Genomic DNA, 20,595 nt, shown 5'->3' on the forward strand with positions numbered 1-20,595 from the left:
TTGAGTTGATGGTTGAAGCAACAGCACTTAATTTTCAGTTACTAGTTTAGCCTTGAGCTCTTGCAAAGACTCATTGAGCGATTGTTCTTCAATGTTCTGCTGAGCAATTTGTTGCTCAATGGCTTGAACCATATCAAGGGCACTTTCAGTTTTATTGTTTTTTGCTAAAACGATTGCCAAATACAGTTTAGATCGGACCGTGCTGACAGCTTCTTCGCCAAACATATTGAGGTGTAAATTGAGGGACATCCTGGCGTACTGTTCTGCTTGGTCTAGCTGACCCAATAAAACATACTCTTTTGCCACAACCCGAGTAAAGACTGGTTTGCGTTGGTCATTTTCTGAAAATATTTCTCTTTCTTCAAATATTAAAAATGTTTCGATTGCTTTATCATGTTGGCCAGCAGTGCTGTACGCACGGCCCAGCGAAAAAAGTGCGTTGGCAGTTTCTGGGTGCTGTTCACCCAATTCGATTAAAGCGTTATCAACGGCTGACTTTATGAGCGCAATGCCTTGTTCGAAATTGCCTCGTTCTACTTGCATTGGACCCAATATGGAAGCACTGTAAATCAGAGAACGATGCTCTGGTTCCAGAATCTTAGATTGTTTGTCGTACACCCATTGTAATAACTCGAATGCGTCATCAGGCTGTCCTTCTATTTTCATCAGGTTCGCCACATCAACCATGATTTCCAAGTAGAGCGGATCATCTTCACCGCGCCGGTTTTTATAAATCTCGGCTGATTTTTGGAGGTTTGTTAATGCAACGTCATAATTGCCTTGTGCGGCATCCAGAATCCCCTGTACTTGTAACACTTTTGAGGTGGTTAGATGATTTTCTCCATATTCATCAACCACATACTCAAGCGCTTGAGAAGCCAGTTGTTTTGCCTGATCAATTTCTCCCAATGATTGAAGTACACTCACTTTCACTAACATGGAGTTCAGGTATGAGGGGTGTGATTGACCAAGAATAGCAGCCTGATCTGCCATCAGGCCATCTAATAAGTCCAGCGATTTTTGTTTAGCGCCGGTTTGTTGATACAGGTCACTTAACTCATATTTCAGGTTCATCATTGCAGAACTGGTACTGCGCAATTGGCTTTTGTTTTGTTCAATGGTCTTCTCCAGCAGGTCGATGGCCTCATCAAATTCTGATTGATCAAAAAGCACACCGGATTCGATGACAATGTTAGCCATTTGGCCTTCTGGACTTATTGCTTCCAATGATTTGAGTTGAATGAGTGTTTGATCTGACTCTGTGAATTTAGCTTGCTTTGATTGAAGTGTTGCTTGAACGCGCAGTGCACGAGCAAAATCTTCTTGATTTTGTCTCATGTATTTCATGTTGTTTGCCAATGTATTCTCAGCCTCTGACCAGTCAGTTGCTAACATTTGGAAATGCGCCAGGTAGGATGCATTGCTGCTGTTTGCTGACAATTGATTGGCTTGTTTGAGTAGTTCTACAGCTTCAGAATAGGCGCCAAGTTGTCCGTATGCCACGCCAAGGGCCTCAATCATCTCAACTCGAATTTCTGTTTCTAATTGCTGATCGTTAATGACTAGACTTTTGGCGTTTTTCAATAAGTCTTTGGCTGATAAATCCAAGCCTTGATGAAAGTCAGGGTCAGCTACAGAATAGGTCTGTAGCATAAAATCCTTAACTTGCCTGGTTTTTTCAGATTCTTGCAGGGTTTGGTTAAACTGCCATATCAGCGCCATAACCCCAGCTGTTACGGTGATGAATAATGTTGCCAAAGACACGGATAAAGCGGTGTTCCTCAAACAGAATTTTTTAAGCCGGTACCACCAAGAATCAGCCGTGGCTTTAACTGGTTTGTTCTTAAGCCAGTAAGATAAATCCTCAGCCATCCCATTCATCGATTGATAACGCCTCTTCGGATCGGATTGAAGCGCTTTATTTATGATGTTTTTCAGGTCCTGGTTGATGCTGAGTTGGCTTAATTGTTTTTTGATTGCCTTTTCATCTTCAGCACACTGCTTTATGAGTCGATCAGGTTCAAATGGCTGGCGCTTGGTGAGTAAAGAAAGCAGTACAGCGCCTAGTGAGAACACATCCGATTGAAAACTGATGTGGTTATGTGCTATTTGTTCAGGCGCAGCAAAGTCTGGAGTAAGGGCGAAAGTAGTGGTTGATTTTGGGTCAATGCTGTCTGCTTTGAGCAATCGAGAAATACCAAAATCAACGATATTAATGGTCTTGTTTTCATCGATTAAAATATTATTCGGTTTCAAGTCGCGATGGACCACCAAATGGCTGTGGGCATAGGCGATTGCATCGGCAACCTGTTTAATTAACTCAACAATGAGGCGAATTGATGGTTGCTCGTGCTGAATGTATTGGTCGATGGTTTGAAAGCCTGACACATAATCCATGACCATATAAGGTACGCCCTCACTGGTGGTGCCACTGTGTTGCATTGAAATGATGTTTGGATGATTTAACCGCGCCAATATTTCTTGTTCGTTATTGAAACCATCCATCAGTTTTGGCGACAATTGATGGTGATTAAATATTTTTATTGCGACTTTTTTTTGTACGGTTGAATTAACCCTTTCGGCTTTAAAAACAATCGCCATTCCTCCTTGGCCTATTTGCTCAATCAACAGATAATCATCAATAACCATACCTGATTTGAAGCTGTTGTTTAGGGGATAAGTTTCTTGCCAAGCTGAGCCAACCAGATTTTCCAGTTCAGCACCATTTGTTTTGGACCAGCCGATTAACTTTTTGACAATTTGATCAGTTGGTTGATCTAATTTCATTTGTGCTAATTCAACATCCCAGTGCGCTTCAGGTTTTTCTTGAAGTTGGGCAAAGGCTTCGCTGGCATTTATCCATACTTGTGTTGCTTGTTTCACTTTTTAATCACCTCCATTTCTTCTAACAGCGCATAAATTAATGATTTAACCTGACTCCATTTTCTCATCAATGTTCGCCTAGGCATATTCAATGCTTCGACCAATTGATCAACTGTTAACCCTGCAAATAATTTCAAATCCACCAACTCGGCATATTCAGGATTGATTTTTTCAATGTGAATCATGACCTTGTTTAAATCCATCAGTTCGATGTTTATGTCTTGTTCGCCAATAACAGAAGTGATGCCATTGTCAACATGTTCACCTTTGCGTTTGTTGGTGTTCTTTGAGCGGTGATAGTCAATCAAGAATTGGCGCATGCACTTACCCCAAATACACATGATATGACGTTTATTTTGCAAATCTAACTGTTGCGTTTTTTCCAGTTTTAAAAAACATTCATGCACCAACACGGTGGGGCTGATGGTGCTGTTAGGTGGTAATTTATTGATGTGACTGTGGGCTAATCTTTTGATGTCTGAATAGAGCAGTTCACATACCTTGTTCAATGTTTCATTATCTGCTGTTTTTGGCAGCTTCAATAGCTGAGTAACTGACTGTTGCATGGTTGACGCTTCTATTTATTTTTAGGGGTAGGAATTCAATGTTTTTACATCCTACAACAATCGCCTATCTATGTAAAACATGGTTGGCGCAAATCAATCACTTCTTCAAATGGGAATTAATTTTATATTTTTTGGCACTGTCGCATTTTTTTTTCGTATCTATAAGTAAGCCAATTTAAAAAAAGGAAAGTATATGCAATGTTAAATGTAAATGACAAACGTAAGAAAGTAATGATATTGATTTTAGGTATGACTTTTAGTTCTGCTTTTGCTCAATATGAAATAACCAAAAACACCATCAACAGTGGCGGGGGAACCTTAGAAAACGGTGCTTACCAATTGAATGGGAGCATTGCCCAGGTTGATGCCACGGTGCAGATGACCGAGGATGAATATGCACTCAATGGTGGTTTTTGGCAACAAAATAACGATTTAATTTTTAGGAGTGGGTTTGAATAAACCCTGGAGAACAAGATGAGAAAATACCTTAATTTATTTTTATTAACTGGTTTAATGAGCTTAGTTACGACTGCAGCACTTGCTCAGGTGGATAGTTCTTTTACTTACCAAGGTGAACTGCAAGAAAATGGCACCCCTGCCAACGGCATGTATGATTTTCGTTTTACCTTGAGGGATGGTAATGGTCAGCCTTTTGGTAACATTTCTGAACACCTTGATAGAGAGGTGATTGATGGCTTGTTTAGGTTAAATGTGGACTTTGATATCGACGCTTTTGATGGATTTGAAGATGTCGCTATTGACGTTGAGGTTCGTTCATCATCAGGTGGTGCTTATACTTTGATGGGGTCACAAACCATTCAATCTGTGCCTTTGGCCACCAACTTAACCAACGGTGATGCCATGACTGGTGAAGTCTTAACTTTTAATGGCTTTCAATGGGTGCCTATGGCGCCAGCTGGTGGCACCAGTTCACCTTGGACAATCTCAGGTTCCACGATTTCATACAGTGGAGATGTTGGTATTGGGACAACCAGCCCCACAGCATCATTACATATAGATACGGATGATTCATTGGCAACTGTTTTCGATGGTGGCAATAACATGTATGTTGGATTCAGGGAAAATGGAGCTGTTCGTGGTTATGTAGGTTCTTTTGTCAGCGGTGCTGGTGTCAATGATGAAGACTTTGAAATAGGTACCAATGGTGGTAATGCTGTTGGAAATTTACTTTTCACGATACAAAATGATCCCAAAATGGCGGTAACAAACTCCGGTCTCGTGGGAATTGGCACGACTTCACCTGCGGCTGACTTAATGATTGAAGGTACTGATGACGGTGATGTTTTTCGTGTTCGTGTTAATTCATCATCCAAATTGACAGTGGATGCCAATGGCGGCACAGCAGTCGGTGGATTTGTTACACCTCCTACCAATGGTTTACATGTCACTGGTGATGTCAAACAATCAGCGACCGGTAACGGCATGGTGAAATACATGCTCAGGGCCAACTGCACTTCAACTGGTCCCAGTATTGCTCAGTCATACAACGGCATCAACAATGCTGCCATCACCATCTCAGCAGGCGGTTCCCCTGGTGAGTGTTTGATTGATTTTCCGACCAGCATCAGTGATCGCTTTTGGCAATTCAGCGTTTTGGGTACAGGTGAGCGGGGTGTTAATTGCACCCAGGGATCCAGTTCTGATGTGCTGCGCTGTACCCGTTATAACACCACCACTGGTTCAGAGATTGGCGGTGCGATTATGTTAACGATTTACTGATTCACCCCTATAAAAAACCAGTCCCGTTTGGGACTGGTTTTTTTTCGCAGGTAACAACCTAATTACAGCATGGTTGTTTACAGTCATTTATCTCGGTCATGAGGTAAATCAAAATCTAATTCAGGGCCGTGTGGCACCAGAGCTGTAGGATTGATGGTTTCATGACTCATATAATAGTGTTTCTTGATGTGCCTGATATTGACGGTTTCAGCCACCCCTTTAATTTGATACAGCTCACGCATGTAGCCGCTGATATTGGGGTAGTCTGCGATGCGCTTGAGGTTACATTTAAAATGTCCCACATAAACTGCATCAAAACGCACCAAAGTGGTAAATAAACGCCAATCCGCTTCAGTGATTTGATCACCGGTTAAATACCGCTTGTGCTTCAGCAAACCCTCGACCCAATCCAAAGCGATGAACAGGCTGACCACATTCTCTTGATAAACTTGTTGTTTGGTGGCAAAGCCTGCTTTGTAAACACCATTATTGATGTCGTTATAAACCCGTTCATTGATGGCATCAATATCAGCATGGAGTGCCTCTGGATAATAATCGTCATGATTGTCTGTGAGGTCATTAAAAGCACTGTTGAACATGCGAATGATGTCGGCAGACTCATTACTGACTATGGTTTGTTGCTGTTTGTCCCACAAAACAGGCACCGTCACACGACCGGTGTATGTGTCATTGGCTGTGGTGTAAACTTGGTGCATCAAATCACGCTGGTTGAGCTTGTCACCAATCAAATCCTCATCCTCGGCATCACTGACCTGAAAAGTCCAACCGTTCTCCTGCATCAAGTAATCAACCACTGACACATCAATCAAATCTTCAAGACCTTTCAGTTTTCTGAAAATCAAAGTGCGGTGGGCCCAAGGACATGCCAGCGATACATACAAATGATAGCGACCGGCTGCAGCCTTGAAACCGGCATCACCGGTGGGGCCGGCACTGCCATCAGCAGTCACAAAATGTCTAAATTTCGATGTTTCTCTTTTGAATTTGCCGCCATTGGCATCGGTGTCATACCATTGGTCTTGCCACTTTCCATCGACTAATAATCCCATTTTATACTCCTAAATTAAAATCATTGAATTCATGCGAAATTACCCGCTTGGTAATCGGCGTAGGCTTGCTGCAATTGCTCTCTGGTGTTCATCACAAACGGTCCAGCGCGCTCAACCGGTTCATCCAAGGGGTGGCCGGAAACCACAATAAAACTGGCATCGTCTGTGGCTTGTATCATCAGCTCATCACCGGGAGTCAAAATAGCCAAATAGCCGGCATTCAGTTCCTGCTGGTCAGCCAACTGAATCTGTCCTTCATAAACATAAACAAAGGCATTGTGTGCGGCATCGATGTGTTCATTGAGCTGTGCTTCAGCCGGCATACTGACATCCCAATAATTTGGGTACACGTAATTGTTTTCGATGATACCGGTGGTACCTTGTTTGGTTTTGCCGGCTATCACTTTTATTGTTGTGCCATTGTCATGCGCTTCTACGGGTATCTCTGCCGCGGTATTTTCTTGGTATTTCGGTGCAGTCATTTTGGCTTCCTTAGGCAGATTAACCCACAGTTGAAAGCCAGAGAGTATGCCTTTGGTTTGCTCTGGCATTTCTGAGTGAATGATGCCTTTACCTGCGGTCATCCATTGGATGCCACCATCCTCAATCACTCCGTTATTCCCGACACTGTCTTGGTGCCTCATTTTACCTTTGAGCATGTATGTCACGGTCTCAAATCCCCGGTGCGGATGAGCTGGAAACCCAGCAATGTAATCATCAGCTTGGTCAGAGCCAAAATGATCCAGTAATAAAAAAGGATCTAAATCAGGTAATTGATGGTTGCCTATGATGCGAGTGAGTTTTACGCCCGCCCCATCAGAGGCCGGCAGGCCTCGATGGATTTTTTTGATTTGGTTGTAGGTAGTCATTGTTTACTCCTGTTGTCTATGGCCATTGCACCAGGTCCAAAAGCGACCAGAAAAAGAAAGCCGCCCGCTATGGCTATGTTCTTCATAAAACTGATTGACTGCATTTGGTCATTGAAATCAAAGTGAAAGAATATGGCTGATAAAACGCTGAAACCAGCCATCAAAAATGCCACTGTTCTGGTTTTGAAACCCAATATGATAGCTATCGCACCGGCAATTTCCGTGAAAATAACCAGCGGTAATAATATACTGGGAACGCCCATGGCTTGCATGTAGCCTGCAGTACCTTCATAGGCAGTGATCTTATTGATGCCTGCCATTAAGAAAATGATACTGATAAAAATTCGACCCACCAAAGGGCTTAACTGTTGTAATTGATTCATGGTTTTTCCTATTAAAAAAAATGATATGGCCATTGTATGGTTTATGTTTTAATTTAAAAACAGTCGTTCTCAAAACACATTGTTCAGTAAATAAGAACAATGTTATGATGCAGTTATGCAAAATATCGAAGATTTGAATACATTTATCAGGATTGTAGAGGCAGGCAGTATTTCCGCAGCAGCAGAACAACTTAATACAGTAAAATCAGCTGTCAGTCAGAGGCTAAGCCGTTTAGAGAGCAGGTTAGGTGTGCAATTAATCCAACGCACTACACGCACACAATCGCTCACCGATGCAGGCCATCAGTATTATCACTCCGCCATCGAAATAGTAGAAAAAATGGCGGCAGCCGAGGCAGGTGTAAAGAATCAAAACCAAGCGCTGGCAGGAAGAATCAAATTGGCGGTGCCGCAGTCATTTGGTTTGATGCATATGAGCCAGCCATTGAGGTTTTTCAATCAGCAACATCCTGAGGTGGTACTGAATGTTGACTTCAATGACCGTCAGGTGGATTTATTGCATGAAGGTTTTGATTTGGCAGTGCGGGTGTCGCAATTGGTCGACTCAAACCTGGTGGCGAAGAAAATTGCACAAACTCACATGATTTTGTGTGCCAGTGAAAAATACTTGCAACGCCATGGCAGACCAAAAACACCCAATGACTTAAGGCAAGGACATTACAAGCTCAAATACGCCCAGGCCAAAAATAACTGGGAGTTCAAAGACCAGCAAGGTAAAACCCACTTAATTAACTTACCCACTGCCATGATTGCAAATAACGGTGAGTTCATGTGTGATGCAGCAATAGATGGACAAGGTTTGGTGCTGTTGCCTGATTTTATTTGTAGTGCTGCGATTCATCGCGGTCAATTGGTTCGATTGTTGCCTGATTACATTTGTCAAAATCCACTCAACATATATGCCATTTACCCGCCCAACAAGCACCTTCCCCGAAGAGTCAGATTGCTGATTGAGTTTTTGGCAAATTATTTTGCTGGTTATGAATTTTTATAATGAAATGAGTTATGAGATAGGCAAGTAAATATCAGTGACTAGTTGATTTTCTTGGACTTGGGGAAATAAGTTTCTGTAATGAAAGAAACAGGGGAAGTCACGCAATTCAATAATGCCACAGCAGTTTGTAATAACACAAAAATAAATATATTTTTACTGAGTGCTTTTTATTGATCAAAACCATGGGTTTAAATTTTTGATTATGTTGTTCAAATAGACCGTTTGTCGCTTATTCAGAATCAGTGCTAAGCGGGCTTGTACATAAAATTGAATCTAGTTAAACTGGCTGTTCAAAATTCAATCGAGCCATCATGGAAATTAATCAGACCATCATCATTATTATTGTCACATGCGTGATTTCTTACATGGCATGGCAAAACCGCCAGATTATGGAACGCTTGATATTCTGGTCACCCGCGATCAAAGAAGGACAGGTTGAACGCTTTGTCACCCATGGGTTTATCCATGCTGATGGCATGCATTTGTTGTTCAACATGTTTACTTTTTACTTTTTTGGTGGTTATTTAGAAGGCTTTTACCGGCAGTATTTTGGTGGTGCTGGATTTGTGATTTTTTATTTGGGCGCCATTGTGGTGGCCATGTTACCGTCTTATTTTCAGCATAAAAATGACCGCAACTACATGAGCTTGGGGGCATCGGGTGCGGTTTCTGCGGTGTTGTTTGCTTTTATTCTTTTCGCGCCGTGGGAATTGCTGTATTTATTTGCCGCCATACCGATTCCGGCGATTGTCTTCGCTGTGGCTTATGTTTGGTACAGCATTTGGGCCGGTAAACAAAATAACGATAACATCAACCACTCGGCGCATTTATATGGTGCCTTGTATGGTGTCATAGTGACTTTAATATTAGAGCCCAGATTGATCCAAGTGTTTTTCAGCCAGCTGTTTAATCCGACATTTTGAAACACAAGAAGAGAAAACTTAATTGATTTTGATGGCTTGACCATGTTTAAGGGCTGCAAGGCCGAAATGACTGGCTAAAGTTTGTCCCATATCAGCAAAGGACTGCCTGGCTCCCACCAGTTGTGCTTTGACGCTGGGGCCAAAAAATAGCACCGGTACATGCTCACGGGTGTGGTCAGAACCTGGAAAAGTCGGGTCACAGCCATGATCAGCAGTAATCAAGGCGACATCATCGCCTTGCATCATTTGTTCTAACTCGGGCAGTCTGGCATCAAAAGCTTCCAGCGCTTTGGCATAACCAATCACATCACGGCGGTGACCAAAATGACTGTCAAAATCGACAAAGTTAACGAACACCAGCGTGTTATCTTCTGCAGTTTTTAAACAGTCCAACATGGCATCGAACAATGCCATGTTGTCATTGCCTTTGACACATTGGGTGATGCCTCTACCAGCGAAAATATCAGCAATCTTACCGACCGATACCACTTCACCACCGGCTGCTTTTAAAGCATCCAACAAAGTGGTATCTATGGGAGGTGTGGTCAGGTCTTTGCGATTCGACGTGCGTTGAAATGTGGTTGCAGTCTCGCCAACGAATGGTCTGGCAATGACTCGTGTGATGTTCAGTTCATTAACCAATTCTTTGGCAATGGCAGAGATTTCTAACAAACGCTGCAGTCCAAAATGTCTTTCATGTGCAGCAATTTGAAACACCGAATCGGCAGAGGTGTAACAAATGGGTTTACCAGTTTTGATGTGTTCCTCGCCGAGGCTTTTTATGATTTCAGTACCTGATGCGTGACAATTACCCAAAATACCGGGTAAATCAGCTTGTTCTATAAACTGGGCAATTAATTCAGCGGGAAAACAAGGCTGAGTTTTCGGGAAAGTGCCCCATTTAAATGGCACCGGTACTCCAGCCATTTCCCAATGGCCGCTGGGTGTGTCTTTGTCTTTAGATTGTTCGATGGCAAAACCGTAACTGGCCTTTATCAGCTGTGGTTCATTAACGCCTTGCAATGCTTCACCTGAACTGGCTGTTTGTGCAGCGCCAAGCCCTAAACGCATCAGATTGGGGATTTTTAACGGGCCTTGCCTGTCCACATTATCAGCCAAACCGGCTGCACACTGAGTCGCAATACTGCCTAAGGTGTTGGCTGCCTCATCACCATACATGTGTGCATCTTCACTGGCTCCAATACCCAATGAGTCCATGACTAAAATAATCGCTCTTTTCATGTTTTATACATCCACCTCAAAACGGGCGAATACCGGTAAATGATCGCTGGCTACTTTAGCAATTCGCATTTTGGTGCTGCCCACGTCCGTGCATTGCAATCTACCGCGGTAGTAAATGCGGTCAAGGCCGCCCCTTGGGGCAAAAGAGGGGTAGGTCTTCAGTGCAATCTCAGCGCCCCTGAATGAGGTTCTGTCGGTGGCACATTGAAAATCCTTACCGATGATGAACAGCGCCCTCAACATGGAGCGCCAATCATTGAAATCGCCACCAACAATACAGTTATGTTTGTTTTTGATGGCTGCAAATTCAACTGATTTAAACAGAATGCCAGCTTGTTTCTCACGTTCTCGAGCAGACAGACCAAGGTGCAAATTGAACAGCTCTAATTCATTTTTCTTGCCGCATTCATGGTTCAGTTTTATGGTGGTGTGTTGGCAGCCCCTTTTCTTTTTATCGGCAACAGTCAAATCGATGTTGTTCTGTCTGATGATGGGTAATCGACTGAGGGTGGCATTACCGTATCGTCCTTTTTTTAGGGTTACATTGTGACTTAAGGCAAAATAAGGGTAACCACATGATTCTGCCAATACTTTAGCTAAATTCAATTCATTAGAGCGCGGCACCCCCTCATCAACTTCTTGTAAAAGCACAATGTCAGCATCAAAGTTATTCAGAATGTCGATGATGCGCTCTGGGGCAAATTTCCGATCGATGCCGATGGCGCGGTGAATGTTGTAGGTGACTACCTTGATCTGCTGCAAAAGTAAGCGATAAGTTCTAAAGTTACAATTTTACCTCAAATCAGGCAATCATGTTGTTGACTTAGCTGAATTTTATATCAATCCAAGAATCAATCATTCACAAGCCGGCTGGTAACAGTATTATTCTTTTAAACGCACAACCAAAACATCGCAGCCACAGCCATGAATAACGCCACTGGCAGTGGAGCCAAGCAATAAGCCAAGACCATGACGACCGTGCGAACCAATAATGATGGCATCACAACTGTTCTCCTCAGCATGGTCTTTGATGGCGGTTGCGGTACTGCCGCTGAGAATCTTAAATGCATCGGCTTGTAAATCATGTTTCTCAGTCAAAGCTTTGAGGTGGTTGATGGCTGATTGTTTAACTTGGGATTCTATTTGGCTGGTGTCTAACACCACTGGCGCATAGGGTGCGGTGGGAAGAGCACACATAATCTCCATCACATGGACCAAGGTAATGTTATTTTTATCGACGGTTATGGCAATGGCTTTTTCAATCAAATCACTGGATTCAACACAAGGGTCAATGGCAACGATGGTTTTTTGGTAGAGCGACATAATTGTTCCAAATATCAGTTATGTACATTCTAGCATCTGCTGCTGTTGTTATTTTTGATTGAAGTCAATCTTATGCCCGATGAGGGCCAACAAAAGTTGCCTTAGATGGTTGGTGGATGTATTAAAATAAACACATGAGTAACCACAATTCAGATCAACCTATCAATTTCAGGCTTAAACTCAATGTTCAACGGCCTTTTAATTCGAAAAAAACAAGTGCAAGCACCATAAGTCAAATTGAATCGGCTCTGGAGTCAGACAGAGGACGCATAATCAATTCACCTTCAGTGCGCCGCTTACAACAAAAAACTCAAGTATTTCCTCTGGAACGCAATGCAGCTGTGCGCTCGCGGTTGACCCATTCACTGGAAGTACAACAAAACGGCCGCTACATTGTTAAAACACTGTATAAAAAACTCGGTGATCAAGCGGCGCTGTATGGTTTAGAGGGATTGCAGCCGGCGGTTGAATCGTTGGTGGAAATGGCTTGTTTAATGCATGACATTGGTAACCCGCCATTTGGCCATTTCGGTGAGGCCGCCATTGCGCAATGGTTTGTTGAAAATTTGGATGGGCATTCATCGTTTGACACAGCCAAAGATCAACAACTGGCGCAAAAGTTGATGGCTGATTTAAAACACTTTGAGGGCAATGCACAGGCCATCAGACTGACATTTTCGTTACAACAAATGAATCTGACCTATGCCCAATCAGCCAGTATTTTGAAATACACCCGTGCCGCATTCGAACCCAAGCCGAAAAACACTGAAGACTTAAGCTACTTGAAGAAAAAGCCCGGGTTTTATCTGTCTGAGCAAGCATTTATTGGTGATATGTTGACCGCGCTTAGGATTGAGGATGGGCATCGACATCCTTTCACTTATGTCATGGAAGCGGCAGATGACATTGCTTATTGTTTGGCTGATTTAGAAGATGCGGTAGAAAAGGGCATTTTGAGCCTGGATGAATTGACCAGGCTTTTAGCCAAAGTGTTTATCCAGCAGGGTGGTGACCCCACAAATAAAAATATTTTGTCTTTCATGGGTAACCACAATAGTTTCGATGCGGTGTTGTCGATGGCCAGTGCTGCAGGCCAGAAAGACACCATCAATCACAACCACGAATATTTTGTTAAATTAAGGGTCAACCTGATTCATCATTTGGTTGATCATGCGGCCCAGCGTTTTATTGAGCACATTGATGGTGTCTATACTGGCAACTTGAATCAAGCATTGTTGGAAGATGGCAGTGTCGCTGAAAAAATCGTTAAAACCTTCAAAGAAGTTGGATTTCGGTATGTCTTTAATCACCAGGAAGTACAGGATTTGGAGTTGCAAGGCCACCGCATCATCACAGGTTTACTGGATATTTATGGTGGTTTGTTGAAGGCGCCGGCTGAGAATTTTCAGGCTTTAGCCAGTGGTAAAAGCGAGGGCATGAGCTATCAGACTTTGTTGCTCAATCGGATTGATAAAAAAATCATCAAAGCTTATTTAAAAAGCACAGAAGCAATGCCTGGTGATGCCATGAGGGAATTTTACTACCGCTGTCGATTGCTGCAAGATCACATCAGTGCAATGACTGATCACAGTGCCTTGGACGAATACCAGCTGTTAACCGCTGCACGTTAATAATCATGAAATTGATAAAAAAAGGCCGGATATACCGGCCTTAGTTTTTATATTACTTAAGTTTTATTCAAAACCATCTGCAAAGATCAAATCGTTGTCACCAGTGGCACATTGTCCACCAACCACAAAAATACATTCAACCCACTCAGGGTGGTCAATGAACGGATTGCGGTTGAGTTGTTTGGTGAAAATGAAGTCATTGCGGTTTCTTTCAACATCATCAACTGGATCAGCTTGGTGCCATTCTAATAACACCGACAACAAACCCATGAATGGAGCACCGGTTTGAATCAACGAAGCATTATCAGTCAACTGCAAATCAACTTCACCTGAAACGTCGCCAGCATAGCGCACGTCCATGTAAAACATGGCCCGGGCAATGTCGCCTTTGCGGAAGTCCCAAACCTCAAATGAGTTGCCGTCAAACAAATTAACATCATTGGCTCCGCCACCTATGGTATCCATTTGTGGGGTGTTGGGGTTTTCATGCGCGTCAGTCGTTCGACTGGTACAACCGCTGATGCAGTCATCAAAATACAAATTACCACGGTCACTGTTGTAACCGACATCAGACAGCATCAAGTGATGGGTGTCTGTTCGTGCTGCGTTGTCATCGCCCAAAGCACCTGAACTGAAACCGTATGACTGAGGCCAGGTGTGTTCGCGGTTGTATGCTTGTTGACCGCCACCTTGCCAAGTGTAATTATTGTTTCTGTAAATCATCCACACTTGTCCTGGAACCTGTGGGTCTTCATCAGCGATGGATAAGATGTCCCAAGTGTCTTCAGCACCTGAAGAATATGGAAACACCACATGGTCATCAATGATGTTATGCAGTGAATCTCTTAAAGTTTGTGCATTGGTGTTATCAGCCGTGGCGTAATAATCATCAAAGGTCACACAGTCGGCATTTTCAGCACCTGGTGATGGGGTGAAGGCTTTGAATGAATTGGTGTTCAATTGACCACCTGAACCATTGGTGCATCGAATCAATGATTCAGTTGATGCGTTGCCGTTGGCGTTTTCATTGACCTGTGGTTGACCAGGGTTTAATAATGTCAAAAGCTCAGCATCATCGGCTTGGCCGGTGTCATAAACGATGGCATCCATGAGGTCGGTGGCAGTGATTGGATCACCCACCATGAAGTTCATGGCATCAGAAATATACAGGGCCACAGCATCTGCACCTGAGTCCAATTCTTGATTGACCAACAAATAACCATTGGCATCCGTATTCAAACCATCCAAACTGATCACGGCCGATACCTCATCAGTCATGCCATCATATAAAACCAGGGTGTAACCGTCCGTATTGGTGTTGGCATTGCCTAATAACTCAATGAAATCATTGCCTTGTGAAAGCGAGTCTATCTCATTGATAACAAATTGTGCCACAGGCGGTGTGATGTTGGTTGCCGCGTTGGGAGTAGGGACGTCCTCACCAAATGTGAAGTCAAGGTTTTCAGAGGTTTCATCATGACCAGTGATGCCGTTGCCGCCGGTTTGAGCCTCCGCACCCTCGGTCAAGTCGATGCGCTGCCAACTTTGTCCACCATTGTGTGAGTTGGTACTGATGACGGCTTGATCAGCCACAGAAGTTTCGTTTTCATAAATCGAAACATTGGCATCAACATCTGGGCCATCAATTGCTTGTGCTGATTTATCTACAGCTTCATTTTTATCCCCCCAAACCACATAGTCCATATCTTGAACCAAATCAGAAACACCATCCCAATAGAACAAGACAGCCACCTCGCCACCACTCAAGCCGCCTTGGTTGTTGATGGATTCAAAAGTGGCTTCCAGCATATCGGGGATGGCATCGGCTGAAGCGTCATCTTCATACAATTCATAGGTGGGTTGAACACCGTAAGTACTGTTGAAGTTGGTTGAACCATTCAGCGCAATGGTTTGGTATTCGCCACCGGCAATGGTGGCACCGTCTGGAAAGCGGGCAAAAAAATCAGCAAACCCGCCACCACCGCCGCCGCCTTCAACGATTTTGTAATAAAACTGATCATTCGGTGCGAAAGTGGCATCGGTCAAGTATACGTCGGTTAAACTGACCGCAACTTGGCCTGCATTGTGTATCTCGATGAACTCACCTGCCGTTGGTGTAACGGCCACTTCAGAAATCAAAACATTGGCTAGTTCCGAAGTGCCACCGGCGTTGGCTTGATGGATTGAAAGCGCCATTATCAGGCAAAATACATACTTCATACAGTCTCTCTTTTTAATAACTGGCGCGCATTTTACATGTATTTCTCGATTGAATTGTGACGAAATGATTATTCTGTTAAGAAATTTATAGTGTGCGCATAAAAAAAGCTGCCAAAGCAGCTTTTTTTATGAATTACCGGAGCGATTTAATCAAATCCATTGATGAAAATTTCATCATCAAACTTAATCGGTATTTGAATCACTTTTAAATTATTTTTTGAGGCATCTGGTTCATTACTGCTGGCATTAATGACATAACCAGCATCGAAAGGATTAAACCGCGGATCAGGTTGCATGGTAACCACAATTTCTACCAGTTCATCTGAGGCCAGATTGCCTATTTGGCAGGTGCTTATTTGATCTTTTGAGAGACAACTACCTTGTGAAGTGGTGATGCCGAGTAACGTTACATCCTCTGGCAGTTCACCAGAAAACATCACATTGGTCGCACTCAACCCAACGACGGGTTCAGCAGGCGCTACATTTCTTAATTCAATGGTGACAGAGGTGGTGGCACCAGGTTCAGGATAATCCTCTGGGTCAACCGTCTCTTCTGTCAAGGTTAAATCGACCATTGGAATCACATTGATTTCAGCTGTTGCGACAGCTGAGTCAGCGGCGTTGTCATCAAATACCTGCAGACTGATGGTTTTGTTTCCTGGTGTTAGATAAGTGTGGTCAGTAAAGATCTGTCCTACAGCATTGAAGGTGTTGGTCATTAATGGCCCTTCAGGTGGATTCTCAGGATCAGTGACAGTTGTTGTGGTGCTGCCACTATCGGTATTCCCATCACCCCAGTTAATTTGCAAAAAGTGATTTTGGTTGGCATCAGGGTCGACATACTCTGCAATCAGTGGTAGCGGATAGCCCAAACCTGCTTGGATGTCATTGCCAGCCACTTTTCCGGCCAATAGAGGCCATAGTTTTGTCGGCAGTATGCGTGAATTTTCATCAGTGAAACTCACCTCAGGCACATCATTCACTTCATTGACTGTTATTGTAACAACAGCTGTCTCTGAATCAAACACACCATCATCAACCTTAAACGTGAATGTATCAGTACCGCTGTAATTTTCATCAGGGGTATACACTCTGTTCAGACCTGACCCAGTCAGAGAGCCATAAATGGGGGGATCTATTATGCTGTAATTGAGTGTGTCAAGGCCATTGAAGTCTATACCTAATATACCATCAGGATCAGTGGCTGAGAGGGCAAGATTGAGAGCTGTATCCTCATCTAATGTCCATGCACTGTCAATGGCTTCTGGAGGCCTGAAATTTCGTGATATATTCAAAGTGGCTGAACCTTGATTGCTGTCGATGAGGCCATCATTAGCGATAAAAGAAAAGGTGTCAACTCCTTGAAAGTCATTATTTGATGCATAAGTGACTACCACACTGTTTTCTGTGATTTCTTTGAAGGGAGCCGTTTCAAAAACGTGCATCAATTCACGGTCATTATCTAACACATAAAATTGGCTGGAGTTGACACTGATATCTAAAGGTCGGCCCATGTCACCAAGAACAAAACAAGATCCATCACAACTGGATGCCGCTTCACCAGCAAAGTCACCCAGGGGGGTGAAACGTTGAACCCTGGAGTTTTCATAATCAGTAACATAGAGGATGTCGCTGGGGTCCAAGGTCATACCAATTGGTGTATCGAATTGACCATGGCCGTTGCCATTGGTACAAGCACCAGCAATTTGACCACCGCAGTTGTTACCGTCAGCAATTAAGTCATCACATGGTGTATTGGCGCTGCAACTGTAGCCAATGCTGCGTTGATTTTCATCATCACAACCTGGTCCACTTTCACAGCGTCCCAACCAGCCAATATGCTCACCAATATTGATGGTTACACCGTCGTAACTGGTTGGATTGAATTTGTGAATTCTATTGGCGCCAGAGTCAACAATGTATAAGTTTCCAACAGAATCAATCTCAATATAAAAACCTCGACTGCTGCTGCCAGCAACCGAGGGTTCTCCTGATAAAAAGTTCTCAGCATTTTTTAAGGTGCCCAAAAATGCGGGGACAAACTGACCATCAGCACCATCAAAGATATAAACACGGCGTTTATCTGTTGCAAAAATAAGCCCCGTATCACTGTCATAAGTCGCACCAAGTAATCTCGGGTTACCTAAACTGGCAGGAATGCTGTCAAGTTTCCAGCTGTCTATGCCATTTAAATCCGCGTCTAGTTTATTTAAAAATAAAGCATCTGAATTGGTGCCTGGTGTTACCGCATAAAGGAAACCATCTGCATCCATGGTGATGCGTTTAACTGATGAGTTGATATCAATTTGATGACTCAGTGAACCATCTTCTGCCCATTTAGAAAGTCTCGGTGAGGTGGTCGGTAAACCATTGCCACAACGCCAATACCGATCAAGAACATAAGATGTACCAGAATCATCAACGTGAACAAATTCTGATTGATAAACAAAGTTCACTGGTATGTCTTGGTTGTTATCACAAAACGCCACATCTAATTCAGCGGCAGGGTTGGGTGAATTGTTCAGAATGTCACCTACGGTGCTTCCTGGTCTTACCCGATAATCTTCAATAAAATAGGGCACCAGAGGGGCCACAAAAAATCCATTCTCTGGTTCATTGATGATGGTGAATTTCAGTGGATCAAATCGGCCTGACAGAAAATCATTGTCTGAACCATTGAGGGTCAAGTCGATGGGTTCAGATGTCAAACCACTGGCCGCAATATTTTCAACACTGGGAGCGGTATTGGTGCCCGGTGTTTTGACTGTAATCCATTGTGATTTTGATGCGCTGTTGCCTGAACTGTCTGTGGCAGTCCAAACCACCTCTGTTCTGGTATCTGTCTCAAAACCACTGCCAATGGTGTTACTGATGACAGGGTTAGGGTCGGCGACATCAAAAACCACTGCATTGCCGACATCGAAATCGTCGGTGCTCGCTGCTGTATTGGATTCAATAACACGACTGGGTGGTGCCAATATAATTGGTGCACGTGTGTCCTCTACGGTTATGAATTGAGAAACTGTAGCAACTCCTGGATTCCCGCCACCCAATGGTCCAGTGTCAAAGACTTGCCAAGTGACTTCTGTGGTACCTAAGGGTAATTTGAATGGCGCATCATTACCGACCAGTATCATTTGGCTGCATGGGTCAGATGCATCAATGGTTTGACGAAATACGTCTTTATGAACCGACCACAACTCCCCACCAAAACTGTTCGCCTCCAAAGGATCTGGATTGGCGTCTGTGGTGCTTATCTCTGGTGGATTGATGTCATAAACAGTGAAACTTCTGTTTTGAGTGTGTGCTGCTGAGTCAAAGGGCAGGTTGCTGTCAACTTGCCCGGCAGCTAACAACCCCAATTCAATGCCCGCATTGATTAAAAATAAACCGCCAATTTCAGCCGCCCTGGCAGCGGTTCTGGGATCTGTTTGCAGTGAAAAAAAAGAATCAAGGTACTTAATCTCATTGGAAGCAATAAAAATAGCTATAGGTAGCGTAACATCTATCAATGGATCGATTTGGGTATAGGCCCCCCACTGGATGCGGTGATCGCCTGATGGAAACACAACAATTTTGTCTGATTCAGTCCATTCATTCAGGTATTCATGCGCAACCCTGACCTCAACTTGTGCATTGGCATGCTCAACCACAGGAGGTTGTTGGTTACTGAAAGCCCCCCAGTTCTGGCTCAAAGGCGTGATATCAGCGAGACCAAAAAGGTTTTCATAAGTGGATGTTTTCTGCGGCAAACTGAAGTCGTAATGACAGCCATCAGGACTGTTGGGGGCGACCGCATTGGGTGTCGGGGCTATGAAATACGCTGGTAAAGTTTTGATCCTCACATCAATTGGAATGGAAGCCAAGTCAGCCGCAGTACCTATCGGTCCAGGCAAAAAAGAAGTAGGAAGTAGTGCCACATGTGAGGCTGCCCAAGCCTGAAAAGCATTGCGGTATGCCTCGTTGTCTTCCAATTCACTCATACCAGTACTGGCATGAGTGAGTAAAATTGTTGATATTAAAATTTTCAATTTATGTGCTGTTTTCATCTTTGTTTCTCCCAGTTGATGTTGCTCTCTCTGAGCTCAGTTTGGTCACTACCAAAGCCATAAAAAATTACGTGTTAGCTTAATAAGCAAGATTGCATCAAAAACCCCTCATTTTTTTTGAAAAAAATATAAAGTTCGTGATAACGTAAATATATGAACAGTGATTTGGGCAATGAAAAAGAGGGTTTGGATGAAGTTATTTATCTGCAATTAAAGCAGCTGGCGCGAAAGCTGATTGCCAAAGAAAGGACTGACCACACCTTATCAGCAACGGACCTGGTGCATGAAGCGTTTGCAAAGTTACTGCCGAGCCATTTATCTTTTAATGACCAGAAACATTATTACTACACCTTTGCCAGGCAAATGCGACGGGTATTATTGAATCACGCGACGCATAAAAACACCAAAAAAAACAATGCAGATGTCATGGTATGGACAGAGTCTCTGGGTGTTTCCCAACAGTTGGTGGTGGAGTTTGATGTGTTTAATCAAGCGCTTGAATACCTTGAAAAACTGGAAACCCGCAGTGCCCAGGCCATTGAATTGGTTTACTTTACTGAACTAACTCAAGCGCAAGCCGCAGCCTGTTTGTCAATTTCCTTGGCAACCTTAGAGAGAGATTTGAAGTTTGGTCGGGTGGTCATTCATAAATATTTAGAGAATGCAGGAAGGTTAGATTAA

At 43.4% G+C, this 20,595-nt stretch carries 16 protein-coding genes; 6 read left to right on the forward strand and 10 right to left on the reverse strand.

Annotation, left to right across the window (positions count from 1 at the left end; genetic code table 11):
* Positions 1-27 precede the first annotated feature (27 nt).
* Positions 28-2,883: a serine/threonine-protein kinase gene (locus tag QNI24_RS14060; protein WP_267177540.1), complete on the reverse strand. Its 2,856-nt coding sequence runs from the start codon at positions 2,881-2,883 to the stop codon at positions 28-30.
* Entirely contained in the window at positions 2,880-3,449 is a 570-nt protein-coding gene (locus QNI24_RS14065; RefSeq protein WP_267177541.1) for an ECF-type sigma factor, read from the reverse strand. Before QNI24_RS14065 ends, QNI24_RS14060 begins: the two co-directional genes overlap by 4 nt.
* A 198-nt stretch (positions 3,450-3,647) precedes the next feature.
* Here QNI24_RS14065 and QNI24_RS14070 point away from each other — a divergent pair, with 198 nt between their 5' ends.
* Together QNI24_RS14070 and QNI24_RS14075 are read left to right on the forward strand one after the other, a co-directional pair.
* Positions 3,648-3,908: a hypothetical protein gene (locus tag QNI24_RS14070; RefSeq protein ID WP_267177542.1), complete on the forward strand. Its 261-nt coding sequence runs from the start codon at positions 3,648-3,650 to the stop codon at positions 3,906-3,908.
* A gap of 15 nt (positions 3,909-3,923) precedes the next feature.
* The gene (locus QNI24_RS14075) at positions 3,924-5,189 is read left to right on the forward strand and encodes a hypothetical protein (protein ID WP_267177543.1); all 1,266 of its coding nucleotides are present in this window, start codon (positions 3,924-3,926) and stop codon (positions 5,187-5,189) included.
* Positions 5,190-5,272: 83 nt separating this feature from the next.
* Here QNI24_RS14075 and QNI24_RS14080 read toward each other — a convergent pair whose 3' ends face one another.
* From QNI24_RS14080 to QNI24_RS14090, 3 genes are read right to left on the reverse strand one after another with little or no spacing between them, the layout of a single operon-like run.
* Positions 5,273-6,259: a glutathione S-transferase family protein gene (locus tag QNI24_RS14080; protein WP_267177544.1), complete on the reverse strand. Its 987-nt coding sequence runs from the start codon at positions 6,257-6,259 to the stop codon at positions 5,273-5,275.
* Positions 6,260-6,288: 29 nt separating this feature from the next.
* Positions 6,289-7,128 carry a pirin family protein gene (locus QNI24_RS14085; RefSeq protein ID WP_267177545.1) on the reverse strand — a complete coding sequence of 280 codons (840 nt, stop codon included), beginning with the start codon at positions 7,126-7,128 and terminating at the stop codon, positions 6,289-6,291.
* Positions 7,125-7,511 (reverse strand): DoxX family protein, encoded by a 387-nt coding sequence (locus tag QNI24_RS14090; RefSeq protein ID WP_267177546.1) that lies wholly within the window; start codon positions 7,509-7,511, stop codon positions 7,125-7,127. The genes QNI24_RS14085 and QNI24_RS14090 overlap by 4 nt, the downstream gene beginning before the upstream one ends.
* Before the next feature lie 115 nt (positions 7,512-7,626).
* Here QNI24_RS14090 and QNI24_RS14095 point away from each other — a divergent pair, with 115 nt between their 5' ends.
* Both QNI24_RS14095 and QNI24_RS14100 read left to right on the forward strand, forming a co-directional pair.
* Positions 7,627-8,526, forward strand: a complete 900-nt coding sequence (locus QNI24_RS14095) for a LysR family transcriptional regulator (protein WP_267177547.1) — start codon at positions 7,627-7,629, stop codon at positions 8,524-8,526.
* Positions 8,527-8,837: 311 nt separating this feature from the next.
* Positions 8,838-9,449, forward strand: a complete 612-nt coding sequence (locus tag QNI24_RS14100) for a rhomboid family intramembrane serine protease (RefSeq protein WP_267177548.1) — start codon at positions 8,838-8,840, stop codon at positions 9,447-9,449.
* 18 nt (positions 9,450-9,467) lie between these two features.
* Here QNI24_RS14100 and QNI24_RS14105 read toward each other — a convergent pair whose 3' ends face one another.
* The 3 genes from QNI24_RS14105 to QNI24_RS14115 form a co-directional block, all read right to left on the reverse strand.
* Positions 9,468-10,691 (reverse strand): phosphopentomutase, encoded by a 1,224-nt coding sequence (locus QNI24_RS14105; protein WP_267177549.1) that lies wholly within the window; start codon positions 10,689-10,691, stop codon positions 9,468-9,470.
* 3 nt (positions 10,692-10,694) lie between these two features.
* The gene (locus tag QNI24_RS14110) at positions 10,695-11,453 is read right to left on the reverse strand and encodes an endonuclease/exonuclease/phosphatase family protein (protein ID WP_267177550.1); all 759 of its coding nucleotides are present in this window, start codon (positions 11,451-11,453) and stop codon (positions 10,695-10,697) included.
* Positions 11,454-11,573: 120 nt separating this feature from the next.
* The gene (locus tag QNI24_RS14115) at positions 11,574-12,014 is read right to left on the reverse strand and encodes a universal stress protein (RefSeq protein WP_267177551.1); all 441 of its coding nucleotides are present in this window, start codon (positions 12,012-12,014) and stop codon (positions 11,574-11,576) included.
* Positions 12,015-12,148: 134 nt separating this feature from the next.
* Between QNI24_RS14115 and dgt the strand changes: the two genes are divergently transcribed.
* Positions 12,149-13,645 carry a dGTPase gene (gene dgt / locus QNI24_RS14120; RefSeq protein ID WP_267177552.1) on the forward strand — a complete coding sequence of 499 codons (1,497 nt, stop codon included), beginning with the start codon at positions 12,149-12,151 and terminating at the stop codon, positions 13,643-13,645.
* Between the two features lie 63 nt (positions 13,646-13,708).
* Here the strand turns inward: dgt and QNI24_RS14125 are convergent, their stop codons facing one another.
* Positions 13,709-15,865, reverse strand: coding sequence for an endonuclease (locus tag QNI24_RS14125; protein ID WP_267177553.1), 2,157 nt, complete (start codon positions 15,863-15,865; stop codon positions 13,709-13,711).
* A gap of 146 nt (positions 15,866-16,011) precedes the next feature.
* Positions 16,012-19,914: an Ig-like domain-containing protein gene (locus QNI24_RS14130; protein WP_267177554.1), complete on the reverse strand. Its 3,903-nt coding sequence runs from the start codon at positions 19,912-19,914 to the stop codon at positions 16,012-16,014.
* 153 nt (positions 19,915-20,067) lie between these two features.
* On the opposite strand from QNI24_RS14130, the gene QNI24_RS14135 reads away from it, so the two are divergent.
* Positions 20,068-20,595 (forward strand): sigma-70 family RNA polymerase sigma factor, encoded by a 528-nt coding sequence (locus QNI24_RS14135; protein ID WP_267177555.1) that lies wholly within the window; start codon positions 20,068-20,070, stop codon positions 20,593-20,595.

Source organism: Marinicella marina, from assembly GCF_030065545.1.
In the GTDB taxonomy this organism is placed as follows: Bacteria; Pseudomonadota; Gammaproteobacteria; order Xanthomonadales; family Marinicellaceae; genus Marinicella; species Marinicella marina.